Source organism: Desulfovibrio sp. JY (assembly GCA_021730285.1).
GTDB lineage: Bacteria > Desulfobacterota > Desulfovibrionia > Desulfovibrionales > Desulfovibrionaceae > Solidesulfovibrio.
The window spans coordinates 4496325-4514759 of record CP082962.1 but is presented as its reverse complement, the minus strand read 5'-3'; the positions used below and the strand labels follow the sequence as shown (position 1 = coordinate 4514759).

Annotated in this window: 15 protein-coding genes; 4 read left to right on the top strand and 11 right to left on the bottom strand. The window is 63.8% G+C overall.

The window, feature by feature from the left end; translation table 11 throughout:
• Window positions 1-35: 35 nt before the first annotated feature.
• From K9F62_20240 to K9F62_20225, 4 genes are all read right to left on the bottom strand, one after another.
• Window positions 36-557, bottom strand: a complete 522-nt coding sequence (locus K9F62_20240) for a rhodanese-like domain-containing protein (GenBank protein ID UJX40982.1) — start codon at window positions 555-557, stop codon at window positions 36-38.
• A gap of 9 nt (window positions 558-566) precedes the next feature.
• Window positions 567-1046, bottom strand: coding sequence for a DoxX family protein (locus tag K9F62_20235; protein ID UJX40981.1), 480 nt, complete (start codon window positions 1044-1046; stop codon window positions 567-569).
• 139 nt (window positions 1047-1185) lie between these two features.
• Window positions 1186-1944, bottom strand: coding sequence for a LysM domain-containing protein (locus K9F62_20230; GenBank protein ID UJX40980.1), 759 nt, complete (start codon window positions 1942-1944; stop codon window positions 1186-1188).
• A gap of 194 nt (window positions 1945-2138) precedes the next feature.
• Window positions 2139-2711 carry a hypothetical protein gene (locus K9F62_20225; protein ID UJX40979.1) on the bottom strand — a complete coding sequence of 191 codons (573 nt, stop codon included), beginning with the start codon at window positions 2709-2711 and terminating at the stop codon, window positions 2139-2141.
• Window positions 2712-2916: 205 nt separating this feature from the next.
• Here K9F62_20225 and K9F62_20220 point away from each other — a divergent pair, with 205 nt between their 5' ends.
• Both K9F62_20220 and metW read left to right on the top strand, forming a co-directional pair.
• The gene (locus K9F62_20220) at window positions 2917-4119 is read left to right on the top strand and encodes a homoserine O-acetyltransferase (protein ID UJX40978.1); all 1203 of its coding nucleotides are present in this window, start codon (window positions 2917-2919) and stop codon (window positions 4117-4119) included.
• The gene (gene metW, locus K9F62_20215) at window positions 4109-4720 is read left to right on the top strand and encodes a methionine biosynthesis protein MetW (GenBank protein UJX40977.1); all 612 of its coding nucleotides are present in this window, start codon (window positions 4109-4111) and stop codon (window positions 4718-4720) included. Before K9F62_20220 ends, metW begins: the two co-directional genes overlap by 11 nt.
• On the opposite strand, the gene K9F62_20210 is transcribed toward metW, so the two are convergent.
• The 4 genes from K9F62_20210 to fdnG form a co-directional block, all read right to left on the bottom strand.
• A complete protein-coding gene (locus tag K9F62_20210) occupies window positions 4689-6386 on the bottom strand; it encodes a hypothetical protein (protein UJX40976.1) in 1698 nt (565 codons plus the stop codon). The genes metW and K9F62_20210 overlap by 32 nt on opposite strands.
• 300 nt (window positions 6387-6686) lie before the next feature.
• Entirely contained in the window at window positions 6687-7565 is an 879-nt protein-coding gene (locus K9F62_20205) for a formate dehydrogenase accessory protein FdhE (GenBank protein UJX40975.1), read from the bottom strand.
• A 222-nt stretch (window positions 7566-7787) separates the two neighbouring features.
• Window positions 7788-8519 carry a formate dehydrogenase gene (locus tag K9F62_20200; GenBank protein UJX40974.1) on the bottom strand — a complete coding sequence of 244 codons (732 nt, stop codon included), beginning with the start codon at window positions 8517-8519 and terminating at the stop codon, window positions 7788-7790.
• A gap of 59 nt (window positions 8520-8578) precedes the next feature.
• Window positions 8579-11617, bottom strand: a complete 3039-nt coding sequence (fdnG, locus tag K9F62_20195; protein ID UJX40973.1) for a formate dehydrogenase-N subunit alpha — start codon at window positions 11615-11617, stop codon at window positions 8579-8581.
• Window positions 11618-12124: 507 nt separating this feature from the next.
• On the opposite strand from fdnG, the gene K9F62_20190 reads away from it, so the two are divergent.
• On the top strand, window positions 12125-13411 hold the full coding sequence (locus K9F62_20190) for a citrate synthase (GenBank protein UJX40972.1): 1287 nt from the start codon (window positions 12125-12127) through the stop codon (window positions 13409-13411).
• 146 nt (window positions 13412-13557) lie between these two features.
• Window positions 13558-13758 (top strand): hypothetical protein, encoded by a 201-nt coding sequence (locus K9F62_20185; GenBank protein UJX40971.1) that lies wholly within the window; start codon window positions 13558-13560, stop codon window positions 13756-13758.
• Between the two features lie 204 nt (window positions 13759-13962).
• Here K9F62_20185 and K9F62_20180 read toward each other — a convergent pair whose 3' ends face one another.
• The 3 genes from K9F62_20180 to K9F62_20170 all read right to left on the bottom strand — a co-directional run bounded on the left by K9F62_20180 (window position 13963) and on the right by K9F62_20170 (window position 18262).
• The gene (locus K9F62_20180; protein UJX40970.1) at window positions 13963-14496 is read right to left on the bottom strand and encodes a 3D domain-containing protein; all 534 of its coding nucleotides are present in this window, start codon (window positions 14494-14496) and stop codon (window positions 13963-13965) included.
• A gap of 441 nt (window positions 14497-14937) precedes the next feature.
• Complete coding sequence (gene tatC, locus K9F62_20175; protein ID UJX40969.1) at window positions 14938-16062, bottom strand: twin-arginine translocase subunit TatC; 1125 nt, start codon at window positions 16060-16062, stop codon at window positions 14938-14940.
• 304 nt (window positions 16063-16366) lie between these two features.
• On the bottom strand, window positions 16367-18262 hold the full coding sequence (locus K9F62_20170) for a KUP/HAK/KT family potassium transporter (protein ID UJX40968.1): 1896 nt from the start codon (window positions 18260-18262) through the stop codon (window positions 16367-16369).
• Window positions 18263-18435 lie beyond the last annotated feature (173 nt).

Here is an 18435-nt window from a genome sequence, read left to right as displayed (position 1 = left end):
CTCCTCCCGGACGCCGGGGAGGTGTTCCCCCGTGCTTACTTCACCGCGTCGACGGGGTAACCCGCGCCCTTCCAGGCGAAGATGCCGCCGGGGAAGCGGTAGACGTTTTTATAGCCGAGCTTTTTGGCCCAGATCGCGCCGTTGTGGCTGCGGGTGCATTTGACGAAGCCGCAGTAGATCACGATGGTCTTGTTCTTGTCCGGGCCGAGCAGCTTGGCGAAGTCGGCCTCGGTCTTGCCGCCGGTCTCCTTGGCGTCCCACTTCTCCATGTCCGGGATGGGGAAGACGAAATTGACGGCGCCGGGGATGTGCTCTTTTTTGTAGCTGTCCTCGAAGGGCATGGTGTCGACGATGACCATCTTCTTGCCTTCGTCGATCCACTGTTTGAGCTCCGCCGTCGAAACCAGGCCGTAGCCGCCTTTCTGGGTGTCCCGCACCAGCTTGACCGCCTCTTTTTCCTTGGCGGTCTCGTCTTCGAACTTGTTGGCCAGGGCGGTTTGCGCCAAGCAGAAAACCGAAAGCAGGGCCAGGGTCAGGGTGAGTTTGACTGCGCGCATGCACTCTCCTTACGAGGTTTGGGTTGCGGGAGTAAAGCGCTGTCTGCCGCGAACGCGACGCCACAGCAGACAATAGAGAACACCGGCCAGCATGGCCAGATCACGCCACAAGGTCGTGTGCAGGCCGTGGTAGACCTCGCCTTCCGGATCGCCCGGGCCGTAGCAACCGCAGTCGATGTCCAGGCCCTGGCGGATGGCGTTGGCGACCACGCCGATAAAAAGCAGCAGCAGCCCGCCGATGATGGCCAGTCCGCCCGGCGCGTCAAAGGCGAGCAGCAGCCCGCCGACGATCTCCAGCACCGGCAGCGCCACGGCAAACGGCATGACCACCTCGGAAGGGAGGATGGAAAAGGCCTTGATGGTCAGGACAAAGGCGTGGACGTCGGCCAGTTTGAGCGTTCCGGCCACGATGAAGGAAACGGCCAGGGCGAGGCGGATGACCCGGTAGGTCCAGACCGCGGTGAGAAGATGGTTATAATGCTTACCCATGGCGTAGGGTCGCGCTTTGAAAATGGCGACCCTACAGCCTTAGCATGGAGGAAATGTCTTGACAAATCAGGAAAGTAAATAAGTTGCAATCACGCGTATCAGCACTTCCGATCAGGTGCCGGCGCGGCGGCTTGCGGACCTACTTTTTGGCCGGAAGCCGGATGGTCATGCCGGGGCGCAGCTTTTTGGGGTCGAGGCCGGGGTTGGCCTCCATGACCTGATGCGTGGTCAGCCCCCGGGCGTTGGCCACCTTGGAAATGATGTCGCCGTCCTTGATCGTGTACGTCTCGGTCTCGCCCGTGGCGGCACCGGACCTGGGCGTCGTCTTGGCAGTCTTGGCCGCCTTGGCCGACGTGGCAGCGGCCGGCTCCTTGGCCGGGGCGAGCCCCTGGGCCTTGGCCGAGGCATCGGTCAGGGGGGCGTAGAAGTAGAACACCCGGCCGTGACCGCCGTCCTTGTCGTAGCGGTTGCCGATGAAGGCATAGCCCGGCCAGTTCCACACGGCCACGCTATAGGGCCGGCCGTCGGCGTCCTTTTTTTCGCGCACCGCGTCGGGCAGTCCGTACTTGGCTTCCAGGCTTTGCTCCATGACCTTGGCCGCGTCCTTGCCTTCGTAGTCGAGCTCGGCGTGGTAGAAGCGATCCTTGTAAAACGAATAGGTGAGCCGGCGCAGGGTGACGCCGCCGAGGTTCTTTTTCTCGCTGGGGAGTTCGTAGTGGACGATGTCCCCGTCGCGTTCGACGGACTTGAGCCCGGGCAGGGCCGAGGGGGCGCTGCCCCAGGCGATGCCGCGAAAATCGGTGGGTTTTTTCGCCGGGTCCGCGGCCAGGGCGGGCCATGCGGTGGTGATGCCGACAAGCAGGCAGACCAGGGTGCGGACCAGAAAACGCATGGACATAAAAAGCGTGCCTCCGTTTCGGGATGCGTCCTCATACCCCGCCTGGGCCTGTCCGTACAGGTCCGGGGCTTTGGGGGAGGAGGAAGAAATTGATGTAACTCTCTGAAAGATAAAACGTTAGGAAGGGAAAAACGCGGGAAGGACGATTGCTCTTTTGAAAGGGTTTCCCCTCTCGCCGGCGCTTTCCCCAAACATTACCGGGTTGGCAGCGTCAACTCGGGTTCGGCCAGCAGGGTGTCCAGATGCAGTCCCGATACGGGTCTGGCGGCATCCGGGCTCAAGCCGCCACGGCACAGGGCGTCGATCCAGCCGGCCAGCTCCTTGACGCCAAAGGCGCTGACGTCGAGAAATTCCAGGGCCTTTTCATGCATCGCCCCCCGGCCCAGATGCCGGACCCGCAGACCCATGGTCAGGCACTCCTGAACGCACTCGGCCCAGGCGATGTCGGCGTGGAAGAAAAGGGACAAGGCCGCGCTTGCGGCCTCTGGGCGATATTCGTGCAGTTTGATATAGACGTAGAGGGCGTCCAGGCCGTGCAACCTCTCCAGGAGGTCGGGCTGGCCTTTGAGCCGTACCCCCAGGCCGATGGAGGCAACGTCGGCCAACGTGAATTGCTGCCCCCTGTCGCGACAGGCGGTGGGAGCGCGCAGGGCGGCCAGCGGCAACCTTGCCGGTACGACGGTGTCGGCCGGCCACAGGGCGAAATCCAGGACGACATCGACCGGCGGGTGCACCCGTTTTTCGGCGCGGCGTTCCATAATACACATAGGGACCTCCGCTCGTCTTGCGACCCTTGAAACGTACGTCGATATTCTTTTAAAATACGTAGAGGTTACGGCGATGTTGCGTCAGGTCGCCGAACGTGTTGTTGCGGACGCAACGATAGGCATCCTGCCCGGCCTCGGCGGGATTGTCAAAGGGGCGCGCTGGCGCTTTGTCCACCTTCCTGGTAGGACAAAAAACGAGGCGACCATGAGCGAATACACGGAGCATACCCCGAGCGGGGCCAGCGTCGGCCGGGTGGAGAAGCGGTTTTTCACCTTCGCCGTCCCGCCCCATCCTCTGGACGTGGACTCGGGACGCAGCCTGGGGCCGGTCACGCTTGCCTACGAAACGTACGGGAAACTCGACGAACAGGCCACAAACGCCGTGCTGGTGCTCCACGCCCTGACCGGCGATTCCCACGCCGCCGGCCATTACGACGCCACCGACGCCAAGCCCGGCTGGTGGGATATCATGATCGGTCCGGGCAAGCCCATCGACACCGACCGCTATTTCGTCATCTGCTCCAACGTCATCGGCGGCTGCATGGGCTCGACCGGTCCGTCCTCCATCGATCCGGAAACGGGCAAGCCCTACGGCCTCACCTTTCCGGTCATCACCATCGCCGACATGGTCCGGGCCCAGAAAGAACTGGTCGAGCACCTGGGCATCAAAAAGCTCCTGTGCGCCATCGGCGGCTCCATGGGCGGCATGCAGGTCCTCGAGTGGGCCGTGCGCTACCCGGACATGGTGCGCGCCGCCGTGCCGCTGGCCACCACCACCAAGCATTCGGCCCTGGCCATCGCCTTCAACGAAGTGGCCAGGCAGGCCATCATGGCCGACCCCAAGTGGAACTGCGGCGACTACTACGAGGGGGGCAAGCCCGGGCACGGCCTGGCCGTGGCCCGCATGATCGGGCACATCACCTATCTTTCCGACGAGGCCATGCGCCAGAAGTTCGACCGTCGGCTCCAGGACCGCTGCGAGATCTCGTTCGCCTTCGACGTGGCCGATTTCCAGGTGGAGTCCTACCTGCGCTACCAGGGCCAGAAGTTCGTGGACCGCTTCGACGCCAATTCCTTTCTCTACGTGACCAAGGCGGCGGACTACTTCAACCTGGAGGCCGCCCATGGCGAGGGCTCGGCCGTGGCGGCCTTCGCCAAGGCCCGCTGCCGGTTCCTGGTCGCCTCCTTCTCCTCGGACTGGCTCTACCCCACCTACCAGTCCCGGGCCATGGTCCAGGCCATGAAGAAAAACGGCCTGGACGTCAGTTTCGTGGAGATCGAGGCCAAGTGGGGCCACGACGCCTTCCTTTTGCCCAACGCCCGCCTGTCCGGCATGATCGACCGCTTTCTCGACCGGGCCGCCGTGGACGCGGCCAAGGAAGCAAAGGAGGCCGGCCATGCGTTATGATTTATCCGTCGTCGCCTCCTGGATCGAGCCGGGATCGAAGGTGCTGGACCTCGGCTGCGGTTCGGGCGACCTGCTCCACATCCTGTCCGTGGACAAGGACGTGCGCGGCACCGGCATCGAGGCCGAGGAGGGCAAGGTCACCCGGGGCATCGAGAAGGGGCTTTCCATCGTCCATGGCGACATCAACGAGGAAGTGCGGGATTATCCGGACGGAAGTTTCGACTACGTGATTCTGTCCCAGACGTTGCAGCAGGTCTTCCACCCGGCGGGCCTCATCCGGGAGATGCTGCGGGTGGGCAGGCGCGGCATCGTGAGCTTTCCCAATTTCGCCTATTACCGCATCCGGGGCCAACTGCTTTTCCGGGGGCGTGCGCCTGTGTCGCGGGAACTCCCTTACGAGTGGTACGACACGCCCAACATCCGCGTCATCACCATCCGCGACTTCCGCCGCTTTTGCCGCAAGGAAGGCTTCGCCATCGCCAGGGAGACGGCCGTCAGCACCCCGCACCATCACGAGAAGGGCTGGGTGGTGAAATTCCTGCCCAACCTGCTCGCCACCTACGGCATGTTCATGCTGCGTCGCCGCGACGCATCGCGCTAAGATACCGCCAGACGAGCCTGTCCTTGCCGTCGCCCGTGTCCGCCTCGGGCATGATGGCGCGGCCGGAGGCCTGCTGATCCGCCAGCACGTCCAGGATGAGGGTGTCGTCGCCGGCATCGGTGCGGATGGCGCTTTGGACGAAGCCTGCGCCGGTCGCCTCCGAGGCTTCGGCGGTCACGATATCGTCGCCACGGCCGGTGCTGACGGTGCTTTGGACGCTTCCGTCGAAGGCCGTCATCGCCCCAAGGTCGACGCTGTCGTCGCCCTTCCCGGTTTCGATCCGGCTGCGAATGTTCCCCTTCAATCCGGCCGCCATGTCGGCCGTACTGACGCTGTCGTCGCCATCGCCGGTGTCGATGGCGGCGCTGATGGACCCGCCTTGTCCGGTCGTCATGGGACCGGTGGAGACGGCGTCATTGCCCTTGCCGGTCCGGATGCGCAAGTCGATGGCCCCGCCCCAGCCGGTGGTCAGGCTCCCCGTGCGCACGGTGTCGTCGCCGTCCCCGGCGTCGATATCCATCTCTATGGACCCGTCCCAACCCGTCGCGGCGTCGCCGATGTCGATGGCGTCGTTGCCGCTGCCGGCGTCGACGGTCGTTTTGATGACCCCCTTCCAGGAGACGCCCGCATCGCCGGTGCTGATCGTGTCGTCGCCGTCGCCGGCGTCGATGGTGGTTGCGATGTAGCCGCCGCGATCGATGGAGGCATTGTCCGAGGCGATGGCGTCGTTGCCGCCCCCGGTCGTGATGTCGAGGCGGATGATGCCTTCGCGCGTGGCATCGGCCGTGCCGGTGGACACGGTGTCGTTGCCCTCGCCGGTATCGACCGACAGGGAATTGCTCTCCTCGACGAAAACGAGTTCGCCCGTGGCCGCGTCCATGGCCATGGTCCCGACGGCGGACAGGTCGCCGGCGTCCACGGAGTCGTCCCCGTCCCCGGTGTTGATCACGGAATTGAGCAACAGTCCCTTGGCGACCACCTGGTCGTTGCCCGCGCCGGTGTCGATGTGCCCGGTCCAGGCGTCGCCGGCCTCCACATAGACCGTGTCGTTGCCGTCGCCGCCGTCGATTTCCATCTTCCGCGTGGAATTTAAGGCAATGAGCGTGTCGTTGCCGTCGCCGCCGTGCATGACGCCGCCGCTTGCCGCGATGATGATGTCGTCGCCGGAGGTTTCCTTGCCGGGGGCGTAGGCGTCGACCGAAAGGCTTCCGTCGGCGTTCTCGCCGAGGATGACGTCCCCGGTGAGGTCGAGAACGCGTTCCTCCTGGCCGCTGTTGTCCAGCACGGTCAGGGTATAGGCGGCGGCAGCGTCGTCGCCTGCCGCTTCCGTGTTCTGGCTACCCGCATCGGCCCTTGGCGTGGCGCGGTTGATGATGATCTGGCGGCCGGAAGAGGTCACGGCCTTGGCTACCAGGGTGGAATCGTCGGCGTGCTCCATGGCGTTAAGCGCCAGCGCGCCGGAGCCGATGAGACCGGACGACGCGTTGGCGGCAGTGTTTCCGGCGACCTCCCGCAACGCTTCCCGGGCTTCCGGGGAAATGGTGACGGAATCCCCGCGCGTTCCGGTGGTGGCCTTCGTGGCCGTTTGCCCGTGGCCGAAGACGAAATGGGGTGAACCCGATGCGGTTCCCCGGTTATTGACGAAAGGAAAGGCGAGACCGGCCATTCGAGTGCCCCCGAGCTTTTGGCGCGCCGGATTGCGGCAACCTATTGCCTTTCCTATCGGCCCGGATGGTATATATATTTACGGCAGGGGGCAGTAAAAGGCGGTGAGAGGGGAAAGAGGATGCGAGAGGGGAACCCTTTTTGGAAAAAAGGGTTCCCCTCTCGCGCTCTCTCCTCCCCAAAACTTTCAACGGTGAGTGGTGCAGAGACGGTATCATATTGTAACCGTTAAAGTTTTTTGAAAGGGGCGCCGGGGGGAAACTTTTTTTCAAAAAAGTTTCCCCCCGGCGCCTTTCTCAAACTACTCTTCAGGAAACTGGTTCCAGGGCGCGGGGCAGATGGGCGTGAACCCTCGCGCCTGGGCCACGGCGTCGAGGTGGGCCAGCCCGGCCGGGGCGACGTCCATATCCAGCGGCTCGTCCTGGTCCACCCGGTCCACCACGATCAGGTAATGCTTGCAGGTCGAGCAGGTGTGGATGCGTTCCCGGGGATGCTCGGCCACGGTCAGCACGTCGAGCTTTTCGTGGGAAAGTTCGCCGCACGTCGGGCATTTGAGCCTGGGGAAGCGCCAGAGATGGCCGCACAGCGAGCAGGAAAGCATGAGCCGGCCCGCCTTGGAGATGAGAAATTCCGACGGGTCCGGCTTGTCCTTGAGCATGCCCATGGCCGGCGGGGAGCCGCACACCGGGCAGGAGGCGCGTTGCCACAAGGCGTCGTCGGCCAGGGGGGACAGGGTGGCCGCCGACCGACGCAACACGGCCGAGAGAATTTCGTGGGTCAGGAAGGGCAGGGCGTGCGGGTCCAGGCCCATCTCGCCGGCCAGCAGGGCGATGTCCTCCAGGCGGGCGTCGGTATAGGCGGCAAGCAGCGGTTCGGCCGCGCGGGGTCCCATGGCCAGCGCCTGGCCGAGCACCGTCGTCTCCCGGGCCAGGGGCGGAAAAATTTCTCCGAGCCGCGGCAACATCAACTCGGCGGCAGCCAGAAAGCCCGGGGCCAGCCGGTGAGCGGGCAGCAAGGCAAGCAGCGGTTCGCCCGCCGCGAACGCGTCGGGATCGTGGGGGATTTCCAAGGGCCAGTCGGGCAACGCGGCGGCTGCCTCCCGGCGCAGGGCGGCCAGGGCGGAAAAAGCCGGCAGGATCGCGTCAAGGCCCGTCACTTCGGCCGGTGTGCAAGCGCTCATGGCTAGGGCTCCTTTGCGGAGGGAAGAGGGGCAAGAGGGTGCGAGAGGGGAAACCCTTTAAAAAGGGTTGTCCCCTCTCGCGCTCTCCCCTTCCTAAAGTTTTCAATGGCTACGATTCTCACCGTAACAACTTCATTCTATTAAAAGTCTTTGGAAAGGGGGTCTGGGGGGAGAACCTTTCTGCAAGAAAGGTTTCCCCCCAGCTTCTCCCCATCTCCTCTCCTAACCGCGCATGCGGTTCATGGGCCGGGCCAGCATGGCCAGGAACGCCTGCCGGGTCATGGGACCGCCCTTGGGCTCCCGGCGTTCGGCGTATTCGTGGTAGAGTTTGCGCGGCTCGGTGACGAGGAAGATGACGTTGATGTCGTCCTCGTCGAGAAGCTGCGCCTTGGGGCTTTTTTCCTTGACCTTGGCCAGGGTCTTGTGGGCCAGGTCCAGCATGGCGTCGCGCTCGCCGAAGTTCATGGTGCCGGTGCAGCAGGTATGGACGCAGGCGGGCTTCATGCCGGCCTGGACCCGGTCGATGCACATGTCGCACTTGCGCACGAGTCCCGTGTCCTCGTCGCGGCGGGGGATGTTGTAGGGGCAGGCGTCGCGCACTTCCTGGGCCTGGTCGATGGTGAGTTCCTTGGTCTTGTCGGTGTAGAGGACCGCGCCGGTGGCCTCGTCCTGGACGATGGCCCCGGGCATGAAGGAGTCCGCCACGTCCTTGCAGGGCGGGTTGATGCAGTGCCGGCACTGGTCCGGGAAGAAGAGCCATTGCACCCGGCCGTCGATTAAGTGTTCGGCGAAGCGCACCAGTTTATAGTTGAAGGGGGTGAGGTCCGGCGGGTTTTGATGGGTTCCCCGCTGGCGGGTGGGCACGGCCTTGTTGCCGTGCCATTCCTTGCAGGCGATCTGGCAGCCGCGACAGGCGGTGCAGCGCGAGGTGTTGATGAAAAACGCCTTGGGCATGACCACGCTCCTTTATCGTGACCGGCCGGGAGCGTTTCCGCTCCCGGCCGGCAGCGGGTTTAGACGAAGAGTTCCGTGACCTTGTCCGCCTTGCGCACATTGACCATGCAGGCCTTGTACTCGGGAATGGCGGTATTGGGGTCGGCCACGGACGGGGTCAGCCGGTTGGTGGCGTCGCCGACGCCAGGCGTGGTCCAGCCGAAGCAAAACGGCATGCCGACCAGGTGCACGGTCTTGCCCTGCACCGTAAGCGGCGTCATGCGCACGGTGACCATGGCGATGGCCTCGACCTTGCCCCGGATGCTTTCGATGACCACGGGATCGCCGTTTTTGATTCCCTGTTTCTTGGCCAGCTCGGGGTCCATCTCCACGTAGAGCTGGGGCTCGGCTTCGAGCAGCACCGGGGTGTTTCTCGTGTCGCCGCCGCCGCACCAGTGCTCGGTCACGCCGTAGGTGGTCAGCACCACGGGGTATTTTGGATCACCGGGCTTGGCCAGGATGTCCATGTCGCTTTCCGCCAGCAGCATGCAGGGGTTGCTCAGCTGCTTGGAGAAGGGGTTGGCGACAAGGGGCGTCTCGGCCGGCTCGTAGTGTTCCGGCAGGGGGCCGTCCACCCGGCCGGGGCCGTAGGCCTGACCGTGGCCCTCGGTCTGCATGATAAACGGGTACTTGCCCTTGGGGTCGGCCATGGGCGGCCAGCCGCCGTCCGGCACATCGCCCACCCATTTGCCGTCCTTCCACTCGATGACCGGCTTGTCCGCGCTGAACGGTTTGCCGTTGAGGTCCACGGAAGCACGGTTGTAGAGGATGCGGCGGTTGACCGGCCAGGCCCAAGAAAAGCCCGGGTAAAGGCCGATTTTGGCCTGCATGGGCGTCTGGGCCGGGTCGCGGCGCTTGGACAGGTTGCCCGAGGGGCCGTAGCAGCCGCTGTAGAGCCAGTTGAGGCTGATGGTCGAGCCGTCGTCGGCCAGGGCGACGAAGCTTGCCACCTGTTCGCCCTTTTTATGCGTCTTGTCGCCCACGGTGACGTCGCGGGTGTACCAGCCGTTGATCTTCCTGGCCATGTAATCGGCGTCGTAGTGCTCCGGCCAATCCAGGTTGACGACCGGTTCCGGGAAGGCGCCTTTCTCCTTCTTGTAGAGATCGCGCACGCGGTTCATGATCTCCACGACCATCCAGCCCATGGACTTGCTTTCGCCCATGGGTTCGATGCCCTTGAAGTGCCACATGTGCCAGCGGCCGGAGTTGGAGATGGTGCCGTCCTTTTCGCCGCGCTGGCAGGAGGGCAGCAGGAAGACCTCGGTCTTGACGTCCTTGGGATCGACCCCGGGACGATGCCAGAAGTCGCTGGTCTCGGTGTTGTGGATTTCGCCAACGACCAGCCAGTCCAGATTGTCCATGGCCTTTCGGATCTTGCTGGAGTTGGGCATGCTCTGGCAGGGGTTGTGGCCGTAGATGAAGCCGCCGCGCACCTTGCCTTTGTACATGTTGTCGAACAGGAACAGCGTGGAATAGTCCTTGCCCGGTTCGACCTTGGGCATCCAGTCGTAGCCGAAGCCGTTCTCCGGCGTGCCGGCCTCGCCCATCCAGCCCTTGAGCAGGCTCACCATGTACTTGGGCCGGTTGCCCCACCAGTTGGCGCTTTTGGGATCGTGGGTGACCGGTGTGTTGGCCTTCTGGTAATCGGCCAGCGTCGGCCAGTCGGCCCGGGGCACGGGCAGGTAGCCGGGCAGGATGTGCCACAGGATGCAGTGGTCGGTGGAGCCCTGGACGTTGGGCTCGCCGCGCAGGGCGTTGATGCCGCCGCCGGCCACGCCGATGTTGCCGAGTAGCAGCTGGATGATGGCGGCCAGCCGGATGTTCTGCACGCCCACCGAATGCTGGGTCCAGCCCAGGGCGTACATGACCGTGCCGGCCTTGTCCGGGGCATGGGTGGCGGCGTAGATGTCGTACACCTTGAGCAGCTTGTCCTTGGGCACGCCGGTGACCGCCGAAACCTTGTCCAGGTTGTAGCGGCTGTAGTGCTTCTTCATGAGCTGGTAGACGCAACGGGGATTTTTAAGCGTCATGTCCCGTACGGGCACGCCTTCCTTGTCCAGCGCGAAGCCCCATTTCTTGCGGTCGTACTTGCGCGTGGCCGCGTCGTAGCCGGCGAACAGGCCGTCCTTGAAGGAATAGCCGTCGCCAACAACAAAGGCCGCGTTGGTGTACTGGACCACGTAATCCTTGTGGATCAGGTCCTTGTCCAGGATGTATTTGACCATGCCGCCCATGAAGGCGATGTCGGTGCCCGAGCGAAGCGGCACGTGAAAATCGGATCTGGCCGAGGTCCGCGAGAACTTGGGGTCGATGTGCATGACCGTCGCCCCGGCGTCCTTGGCCGCAAGCACCCATTTGAAAGAGATGGGATGGTGCTCGGCTGCGTTGCTGCCCATGATGAGGACAGCGTTGGCATTCTTGATGTCAATCCAGTGATTCGTCATCGCGCCGCGTCCGAACGACTCTGCCAGAGCCGCTACAGTGGCGCTGTGTCAGACGCGTGCCTGGTGGTCCATGTACACGACCCCCAGGCTGCGAAGCATTTGGTGCGAAACGGCGCATTCCTCGTTGTCCATCTGCGAGGTGCCGAGCTGGAACAGCGTCTCCACCCGGTTGACAGTCTGCCCCTTGTCGTTTTTGAGGATGAAGTCCTTGTCCCGGGTGTCCTTGACCCGCTGGGCGATGCGGCCAAGCACGAAGTCCCAGTCCTTCTCCTCCCACTTGTCGCTGCCGGGCGCCCGGTACTGGGGCTTTTGCAGCCGGTGGGGGTTTTTGTGCATGGACAGGAAGGCCGCGCCCTTGGCGCAAAGCGCCCCCTCGCTCACCGGATAGTCCGGGTCGCCTTCGGAGCTGATCAGTTGGCCGTCCTTGACGGACATGATGATGTTGCAGCCGCAGGAGCAAAACCCGCAAATGGTCAAAATCTCCTTACATCCCTCGATCTTGAGGGGGGCTGCGTAGGCCGCCGCCGACCGGACGCCAAAGCCCAGGTCCTTTATTCCCAGGCAGACCAAGCCGGCCCCAGTCAGTTTCATGAACCCACGACGCGAAATGCCCATACCGCCTCCTTTTTCCAGTTGCGCATGCCCCGGCCGGTTGCCGGGCAGCAGACCGCTATCTTTGATCAGGCACACTACTTTTCTAGGAAAAAGGATGGATGCGGGCAAAAAAAAACGGATTGCGCAACGGTTGGCACAAACAGTCACGCTTTTATCTGGAAAAATGCGGAGATAGGGCGGTAATTTTACGGAGAATGCATTTAGGCTATTTTAAATACAGGAAAAAAATATTTTCCCAAACTGTCAGAGGCCGGCCGGAAGCGTGATTGTTCAGGCCAAGGGCAGGGGCGGCGGTTGGGGGGATGCGATGCGGCGCCGTGCTGTCGGCGGCGGCGGGCTGTGGCGCGCCGGCAGCGGCGGGCATGGGGGATTGCCGCATGCGGAGGGGCGCTTGGGCCGCGAGACAAAGCCGAATTATTTTTGTATACTTTTCCTTAAGCGATCTTGCAACCCAGACGCCAGGCCGCTTGCGGCCATTCTCCCCTTCACGCGGAAACGAGGAGTCCCATGCGCGAACGCAAAACCGCCACCCTTACATACGGCGATACGACCCTGGAACTGCCCGTGGTCGTCGGCAGCGAAGGCGAGGTGGGCATCGACGTCACTTCCCTGGAAAAAGACGCGAGCCTTTTGACCTTCGATCCCGGCTACGCCAACACCGGCTCCTGCCAGTCGGCCATCACCTTCGTCGACGGCGAAAAGGGCATTCTGCGCTACCGCGGCATTCCCATCGAGCAGCTGGCCGAAAAAAGTTCGTTCATCGAAACGGCCATGCTGCTGATCTTCGGCAAACTCCCGACCGCGGAAGAACGAACGGCCTTTCGCACCCTGCTGTCCGAACACGAGCTGCTCCACGAGGGGCTGCTCCACCATTTCGACGGTTTCCCGCCGGGCGGCCAGCCCATGGCCATTCTGTCCGCCGTGATCAATTCCCTCGGCAACTACCATCCGGAGCTGCTCGAGATCCAGAACATGGACACCTTCACCAAGGCCGTGGCCAAGCTCGTCAGCAAGGTGCGCACCATCGCGGCCTTCAGCTACCGCAAATCCCTGGGCCTGCCCTTCATGTATCCGGACCCGAACCTCAGCTATTGCCGCAACTTCCTGCACATGATGTTTTCCATGCCCAACCGCGACTTCGAGCCCACGCCCCAGGCCGTGTCGGCCTTGTCGCTGTTCCTGGTGGTCCACGCCGACCACGAGCAGAACTGCTCCTGCTCCACCGTGCGCATGGTCGGCTCCACCCAGGCCAACCTTTTCGCCAGCGTGTCCTCGGGCATCTGCGCCCTGTGGGGGAGGCTCCACGGCGGAGCCAACGCCGCGGTCATCGAGATGCTCGAACAGATCCTGTCCGGCCGCCACAAGGTCAAGTCGTATCTGGAGATGGTCAAGCGCAAGGAACGCCGGCTCATGGGCTTCGGCCACCGGGTCTACAAGAACTTCGACCCCCGGGCCCAGGTGCTCAAAAAAGCCGCCCACGAGCTGGTCATGCAGGGCGGCGGCAACGACCCGCTCATGGACATCGCCCGGGAGCTGGAGGAGGCGGCGCTCTCCGACGACTACTTCAAGAGCCGCAAGCTCTATCCCAATGTGGACTTTTATTCCGGCATCATCCTGCGGGAGCTCGGCATTCCGGTCAACATGTTCCCGGTCATGTTCGCCATCGGCCGTATGCCCGGCTGGATCGCCCACTGGCGCGAGGAAAACCGCGACCCCACCACCCGCATCCATCGGCCGCGCCAGATCTACATCGGCCCACCGCCCCGGCCCTACGTGCCGCTTGATCAGCGGTAGCCGGAAAGGGCGTTGCCCCTTCCGGACTTCCCCACCAGGGGCGCTGCCCTGGACCCCGTCGGGGGGAATTCCCCCCGGCCCCCCTTTGATGGGGGGAGAGGAACCAGGGCCTGGGGCGGGCTGTGTGATCGTAAGAGGGAAAAGAGATGGTCGACGTATCGCTCGAAAAGGTGGCCCTGGCCCTGGGCTTCGGTATCCTGCTGGCCATGGTCGCGGGCTTTGTCCTGGCCAAGCTGGCCGAGGGAAGGGGCGGACGCGGCCTTTTTACGGCCTGTTTTCTTGTCCTTGTCTGCGTCTACGCCCTGGGCTTCGCCGCCCGCTACGTGCTGATCGAAGTCCTGCCATAGGGCGGGGATACAAATGATGCCGGGGGGAAACTTTTTTGAAAAAAAGTTTCCCCCCGGACCCCCTTTCAAAAAACTTTCAAAGGTTACGGCATGGTGACGTTATACCAAGCGTGACCGTTGAAAGTTTTGGGGAGGGGAGAGCGCGAGAGGGGAACCCTTTTTTCAAAAAGGGTTCCCCTCTCGCACTTCTTTCCTTTCCCTTCCCTAATCTCCCTGCCAACTGATGGTCAGGCTGCGGCGGCCCCATTGGATGGCGCCGCACTGATCGTCTCCGTAGAAGATGTCGATGCTTTTGTCGTGGCGGCTGTGCATGACGTCGAGCACCTTGTACTGGCCGGGCAGTCCTTCGATGGTGATGACGTCGCCGTGATCGAGGCCCATTTCCAGCAGGTCGGGCGAGACGGCCACGGCCTTGATGCCGGGGGTGAGGGTGTCGCCCCAGGCGCCGCGCGCTGTGCGGGCCTTGCGTTTGGACTTCTTTTTCCCCACCGAACAGGCCGTGTAGGCCATGGCTTTGACGCGCAGGGTCTTGGTGGGGGCGGAGGATGTCGCGATAAACAGGGAGCCGGGATCGACGATTTGGCCCAGGGCGAGGGAGGGTGGTGTTTTGGCGGCGTTTGGAGCCTGGGATGCCTGCAGGGCGCTTTGCTTGGCGTCGCGGGTCCTGGCGCAGCCTGGTTGGGCGAGCAGTGTCGCGGCCAGGGCCAGGGTGAGTATGGTAAAATAAATATGTCGCATCGTCGCTCCATGGCTTCGAGACGCCGAGGAGGCCATGCGCACCGGCGTCCGCGTGGGCGGGACGCCTTGGAGAGGGGAGGGCCTATGGGCCTGCCGACAGGGCAGGCCGTCTCGGTTCGTCCGCGTGGTGGAGTGGCTCGCGTAGCGAGAGGATTCGCCCCGGAGCCGACAGCCGGCGCGGAGCGGAGCAACGACGTGAGGCATCATGATGCGGTCGTTGCGACAAGGATTTGGTTGGTCGCGGGTGGGACGCGGTCGCCGTTGAGGCTGCCCGATGCGGATGGTTTTTCAGGCAGCAACGGCGATCCCGGTCTTGCATCTGCCGGAAGGCGACAACCGTTGCTTGTAGTCTACGTATGCCGTGTCTTGGAGCCGAAGTCAAGGGGGACGCCGGCAACCTGCCGGTGCGTCCCCCTTTCTGGCTGTGAATGCGGGCTGTTATCAGGCCTGGGAGCCGTCGTCAGGGCCGTCGGTTTTCGGCGTCGTTGCCGCAGCGGCCTGATCCGCTTTTCCCTTGGTTGCGGCCTTTTCCTCGGCCGTTTGGGCCTTGGCGTCCGCGCCGTCGGCCTGGGCGGTCTTCGTGGCACCGGACTGCGCGGCCTCGGCTGCCGCGGCCTGCTTGCGCGCCTTTTCCTCCTTGCGCGACTTGTCCACGAACCAGGACACCCAGATGCCCAGTTCGTAGAGGACGACCATGGGGCCCGCCATGAGCAGCTGGTTCACGGCGTCCGGGGTCGGGGTGAGGACGGCGGCCACGATGAAGCTCAACAGGATGGCCCAGCGGCGGAACTTGCGCAGCGCCTTGGTGGTGACGAGCCCGAGGCTGGTCAGGAAGAAGATGAAGACCGGCAGCTCGAAGATGATGCCGAAGGCGAAAAGCAGGGTTACGGCCAGCGAAAAGTAGGCGCTGATGGTCGGCATGACCGTGATGTAGTTCGAGGCGTAGTCCACGAAGAACTTGAACCCGAACGGAAACACGATGAAATAGCCGAAAAGCGCGCCGCCGACGAAGAACACGGCCGTGGCCACGGCCACGGGGATGATGATCTTGCGCTCTTCCTTGTAGAGCCCCGGGGCGACGAATTTCCAGAGTTGATAGAAGATGTACGGGCTGGCCACGAACGCGCCGGCTACCAGCGCCAGCTTCATGACGGTGAAAAAGGTTTCCGGCAGGCTGGTGGCGATAAGCTTGCTGCCGCCGGGCATGACGTTCATGAGCGGCAGCAGCAGGATTTCGAGCAGCTTTTCGGCGAAGGCGTAGCAGGCGGCGAAGCCGACGCCCACGGCGATCAGACAACGCACCAGGCGCGTGCGCAATTCGACCAGGTGTTCGAGAAGCGGCGCTTCCTTCATATCCCCATGCTTTTCGGCCGAAGGCGGCGGCGTGGTCGCCGGCGGGGTGGCGGCGCCGCCGGCAGGGGCGGGGGGATCGGCCGGAGGCGGCGGCGGGTTGCCGCCCGGGACTCCGGCATCGGGCGTGCCCGGAGCGGTTTCGGCGGGCGTAGCGGCGTCGCCGGTCGTGGCTGGGATATTGTCGATGGCGTCTTTTTCAGGCGTGTCGGTCATGCGCTCCTCATTTTGCGGCGGGAAGCGGATTGCCGGGTGGTCCGCGCCGCGCCTTGCGGTTACGGCAGGAAACGATTCGGGTCAAGGGCGTCAGCGATTGCGCGTGGTTGCCCAAAAGGCGCTGGGGGGAGAACCTTTCTTGCAGAAAGGTTCTCCCCCCAGACCCCCCTTCCAAAGACTCTTAATAGAATTAAGTTGTTACGGTGAAAGCGTAGCCATTGAAAAATTTAGGAAGGGGAGAGCGCGAGAGGGGAGAACCCTTTTTAAAGGGTTTCCCCTCTCGCACCCTCTTCTCCTCCCTTTCCTACAACTCCACCTGAACGCCAAGTTCCACCACGCGTCCCGGCGGCAGGCCGAAGTAGGCCGTGGCCGGTCGGGCGTTGCGGGACATGAGCGCGAAAAGCGACTTGCGAAAATCCGCCATCCGGGCCTTGCCCGTGGTGAGCAGGCTTTCGCGGCCGAGGAAAAACGTGGTGTCCGACGGCGGGTCGATGGGAAGGCCCGTGGCCCGGGCCCGGGTCATGATCTTGGGGACGTTCGGGGTTTCCATGAAGCCGTAGCGGGCCAGGATGCGGAAAAAGCCCATGCCCAGTTCCTGGATTTCCAGGCGGTTGTCCTCGGGCACGTAGGGCGTGTCGGAGGCGGTGATGGTCAGGATGACCACGCTTTGGTGGAAGACCTTGTTGTGCTTGTAGTGGTGCAGCAGCGTCACGGGCGTACCCTGGGGCGAGAGCGACATGAACACGGCGGTTCCCGGCACCCGCAGGGGTTCCTTGGCCGTCACCTCGCCGAGGAAGGTCCGCAACGGCACGGTCGCGGCCAGGGATATCTGGCGCAGCGCCAGCCTGCCGTCGCGCCAGGTGGACATGCACATGACCACCAGAGCGGCGATGACCAGGGGCAGCCAGCCGCCGTCGGCCACCTTGAGCAGGTTGGCCCCGAAAAAGGCCAGGTCGAAGACCAGGAAGACGAGGACCGGCGGCAGGACCCGCCAAAGGGGCTGGTTCCAGGTCCACCGGGCCACGAAGAAATAGAGGACCGAGGTGATGCCCATGGTGGCCGTGACCGCGATGCCGTAGGCGGCGGCCAGGCGGCTGGATTCCTCGAAGGCCAGGGTCAGGCCGATGCAGGCCCACATGAGGGCGAAATTGACCTCGGGGATGTAGATCTGTCCTTCCATGGAGCTCGAGGTGTGCACGATGCGAAGCCGTGGGCACCAGCCGAGCTGGATGGCCTGCCGAGTCAGGGAAAAGACGCCGGAAATAAGGGCCTGGGAGGCGATGACCGTGGCCAGCGTGGACAGCGCGGCCATGGGGTAGAGCAGGATGTCCGGCACAAGGGTGTAGAACGGGTTGGCGGCGTTGGCCGGATCGAGGAGCAGGCCGGCCCCCTGGCCGAAATAGTTGATGAGCAGGCAGGGGAAGACGATGATCAGCCAGGACAGCTGGATTGGCCGGCGGCCGAAATGGCCGAGGTCGGCGTAGAGCGCCTCGCCGCCGGTGATGCAAAGGACCACCGCGCCGAGGACCAGAACGCCGTGGAGATGGTTGCGCTCGAAAAATTGGACGGCGTGCCAGGGATTGACGGCGGCCAGGACTTCCGGCGCGTTCAGGATTTCCTTGAAGCCGAGGACGGCCAGGACCGCGAACCACACCAGCATGACCGGGCCGAATATCTTGGCGATGCCGGCCGTGCCGTGGCGCTGGGCCATGAACAGGCCGAAAAGGATCACGCAGGTGATGGGCACGACCAGGGGCTGGGCGGCCGTTGTGGCCACGTTCAAGCCCTCCACGGCCGACAGCACGGAGATGGCCGGGGTGATGACGCCGTCGCCGTAGAGCAGCCCCGCGCCGCATAGGGCCAAAAATGTCAGCAGGGCCCGCACCTGACGATGACCCCGCTCCTTGGGCAGAAGCTCGCCCAGGGCGAAAATGCCGCCCTCGCCCTTGTTGTCGGCGGCCAGGATGAAGAGCACGTACTTGATGGTGATGACCATGGTCAGGGACCAGAAGAAAAGGGACAGCACGCCGAAGATGTTTTCCCGGGTCACGGCGATGGCATGCATGCCGTAGAAGCACTCTTTCATGGCGTACAGCGGACTTGTGCCGATGTCGCCGTACACCACGCCGAGCGCCCCGAAAGCCAGGGCGGCGGTATGGGACAGGGAGGGTTTGCCGGATTGCGGCCCGTGCTGGCTCATGCGGCCGGTCCTCGTCGTTGCCGGCCAGGCGGCGGGAAAAACGCGTATGGCATGGAACTGGGGGTCCTTGTTGCCGCAGCCTATTGTCCGGCGGCGCGAATTCGGGGGCGTACGCCGAGGGTAACCTCAAGCCGCCGTGGCGGCAAGGTTGGTTCGGCGCGCGGGCGGATCAT

Bases quoted from the DNA above. Each gene is read 5' to 3' on its own strand.
- K9F62_20225 (UJX40979.1), bottom strand. From the start codon at position 2,711: ATGTGTATTATGGAACGCCGCGCCGAAAAACGGGTGCACCCGCCGGTC.
- K9F62_20205 (UJX40975.1), bottom strand. From the start codon at position 7,565: ATGAGCGCTTGCACACCGGCCGAAGTGACGGGCCTTGACGCGATCCTG.
- K9F62_20235 (UJX40981.1), bottom strand. From the start codon at position 1,046: ATGGGTAAGCATTATAACCATCTTCTCACCGCGGTCTGGACCTACCGG.
- K9F62_20180 (UJX40970.1), bottom strand. From the start codon at position 14,496: ATGCGACATATTTATTTTACCATACTCACCCTGGCCCTGGCCGCGACA.
- K9F62_20220 (UJX40978.1), top strand. From the start codon at position 2,917: ATGAGCGAATACACGGAGCATACCCCGAGCGGGGCCAGCGTCGGCCGG.
- K9F62_20190 (UJX40972.1), top strand. From the start codon at position 12,125: ATGCGCGAACGCAAAACCGCCACCCTTACATACGGCGATACGACCCTG.
- K9F62_20170 (UJX40968.1), bottom strand. From the start codon at position 18,262: ATGAGCCAGCACGGGCCGCAATCCGGCAAACCCTCCCTGTCCCATACC.
- K9F62_20185 (UJX40971.1), top strand. From the start codon at position 13,558: ATGGTCGACGTATCGCTCGAAAAGGTGGCCCTGGCCCTGGGCTTCGGT.
- K9F62_20230 (UJX40980.1), bottom strand. From the start codon at position 1,944: ATGTCCATGCGTTTTCTGGTCCGCACCCTGGTCTGCCTGCTTGTCGGC.
- K9F62_20200 (UJX40974.1), bottom strand. From the start codon at position 8,519: ATGCCCAAGGCGTTTTTCATCAACACCTCGCGCTGCACCGCCTGTCGC.
- metW (UJX40977.1), top strand. From the start codon at position 4,109: ATGCGTTATGATTTATCCGTCGTCGCCTCCTGGATCGAGCCGGGATCG.
- K9F62_20210 (UJX40976.1), bottom strand. From the start codon at position 6,386: ATGGCCGGTCTCGCCTTTCCTTTCGTCAATAACCGGGGAACCGCATCG.
- tatC (UJX40969.1), bottom strand. From the start codon at position 16,062: ATGACCGACACGCCTGAAAAAGACGCCATCGACAATATCCCAGCCACG.
- K9F62_20240 (UJX40982.1), bottom strand. From the start codon at position 557: ATGCGCGCAGTCAAACTCACCCTGACCCTGGCCCTGCTTTCGGTTTTC.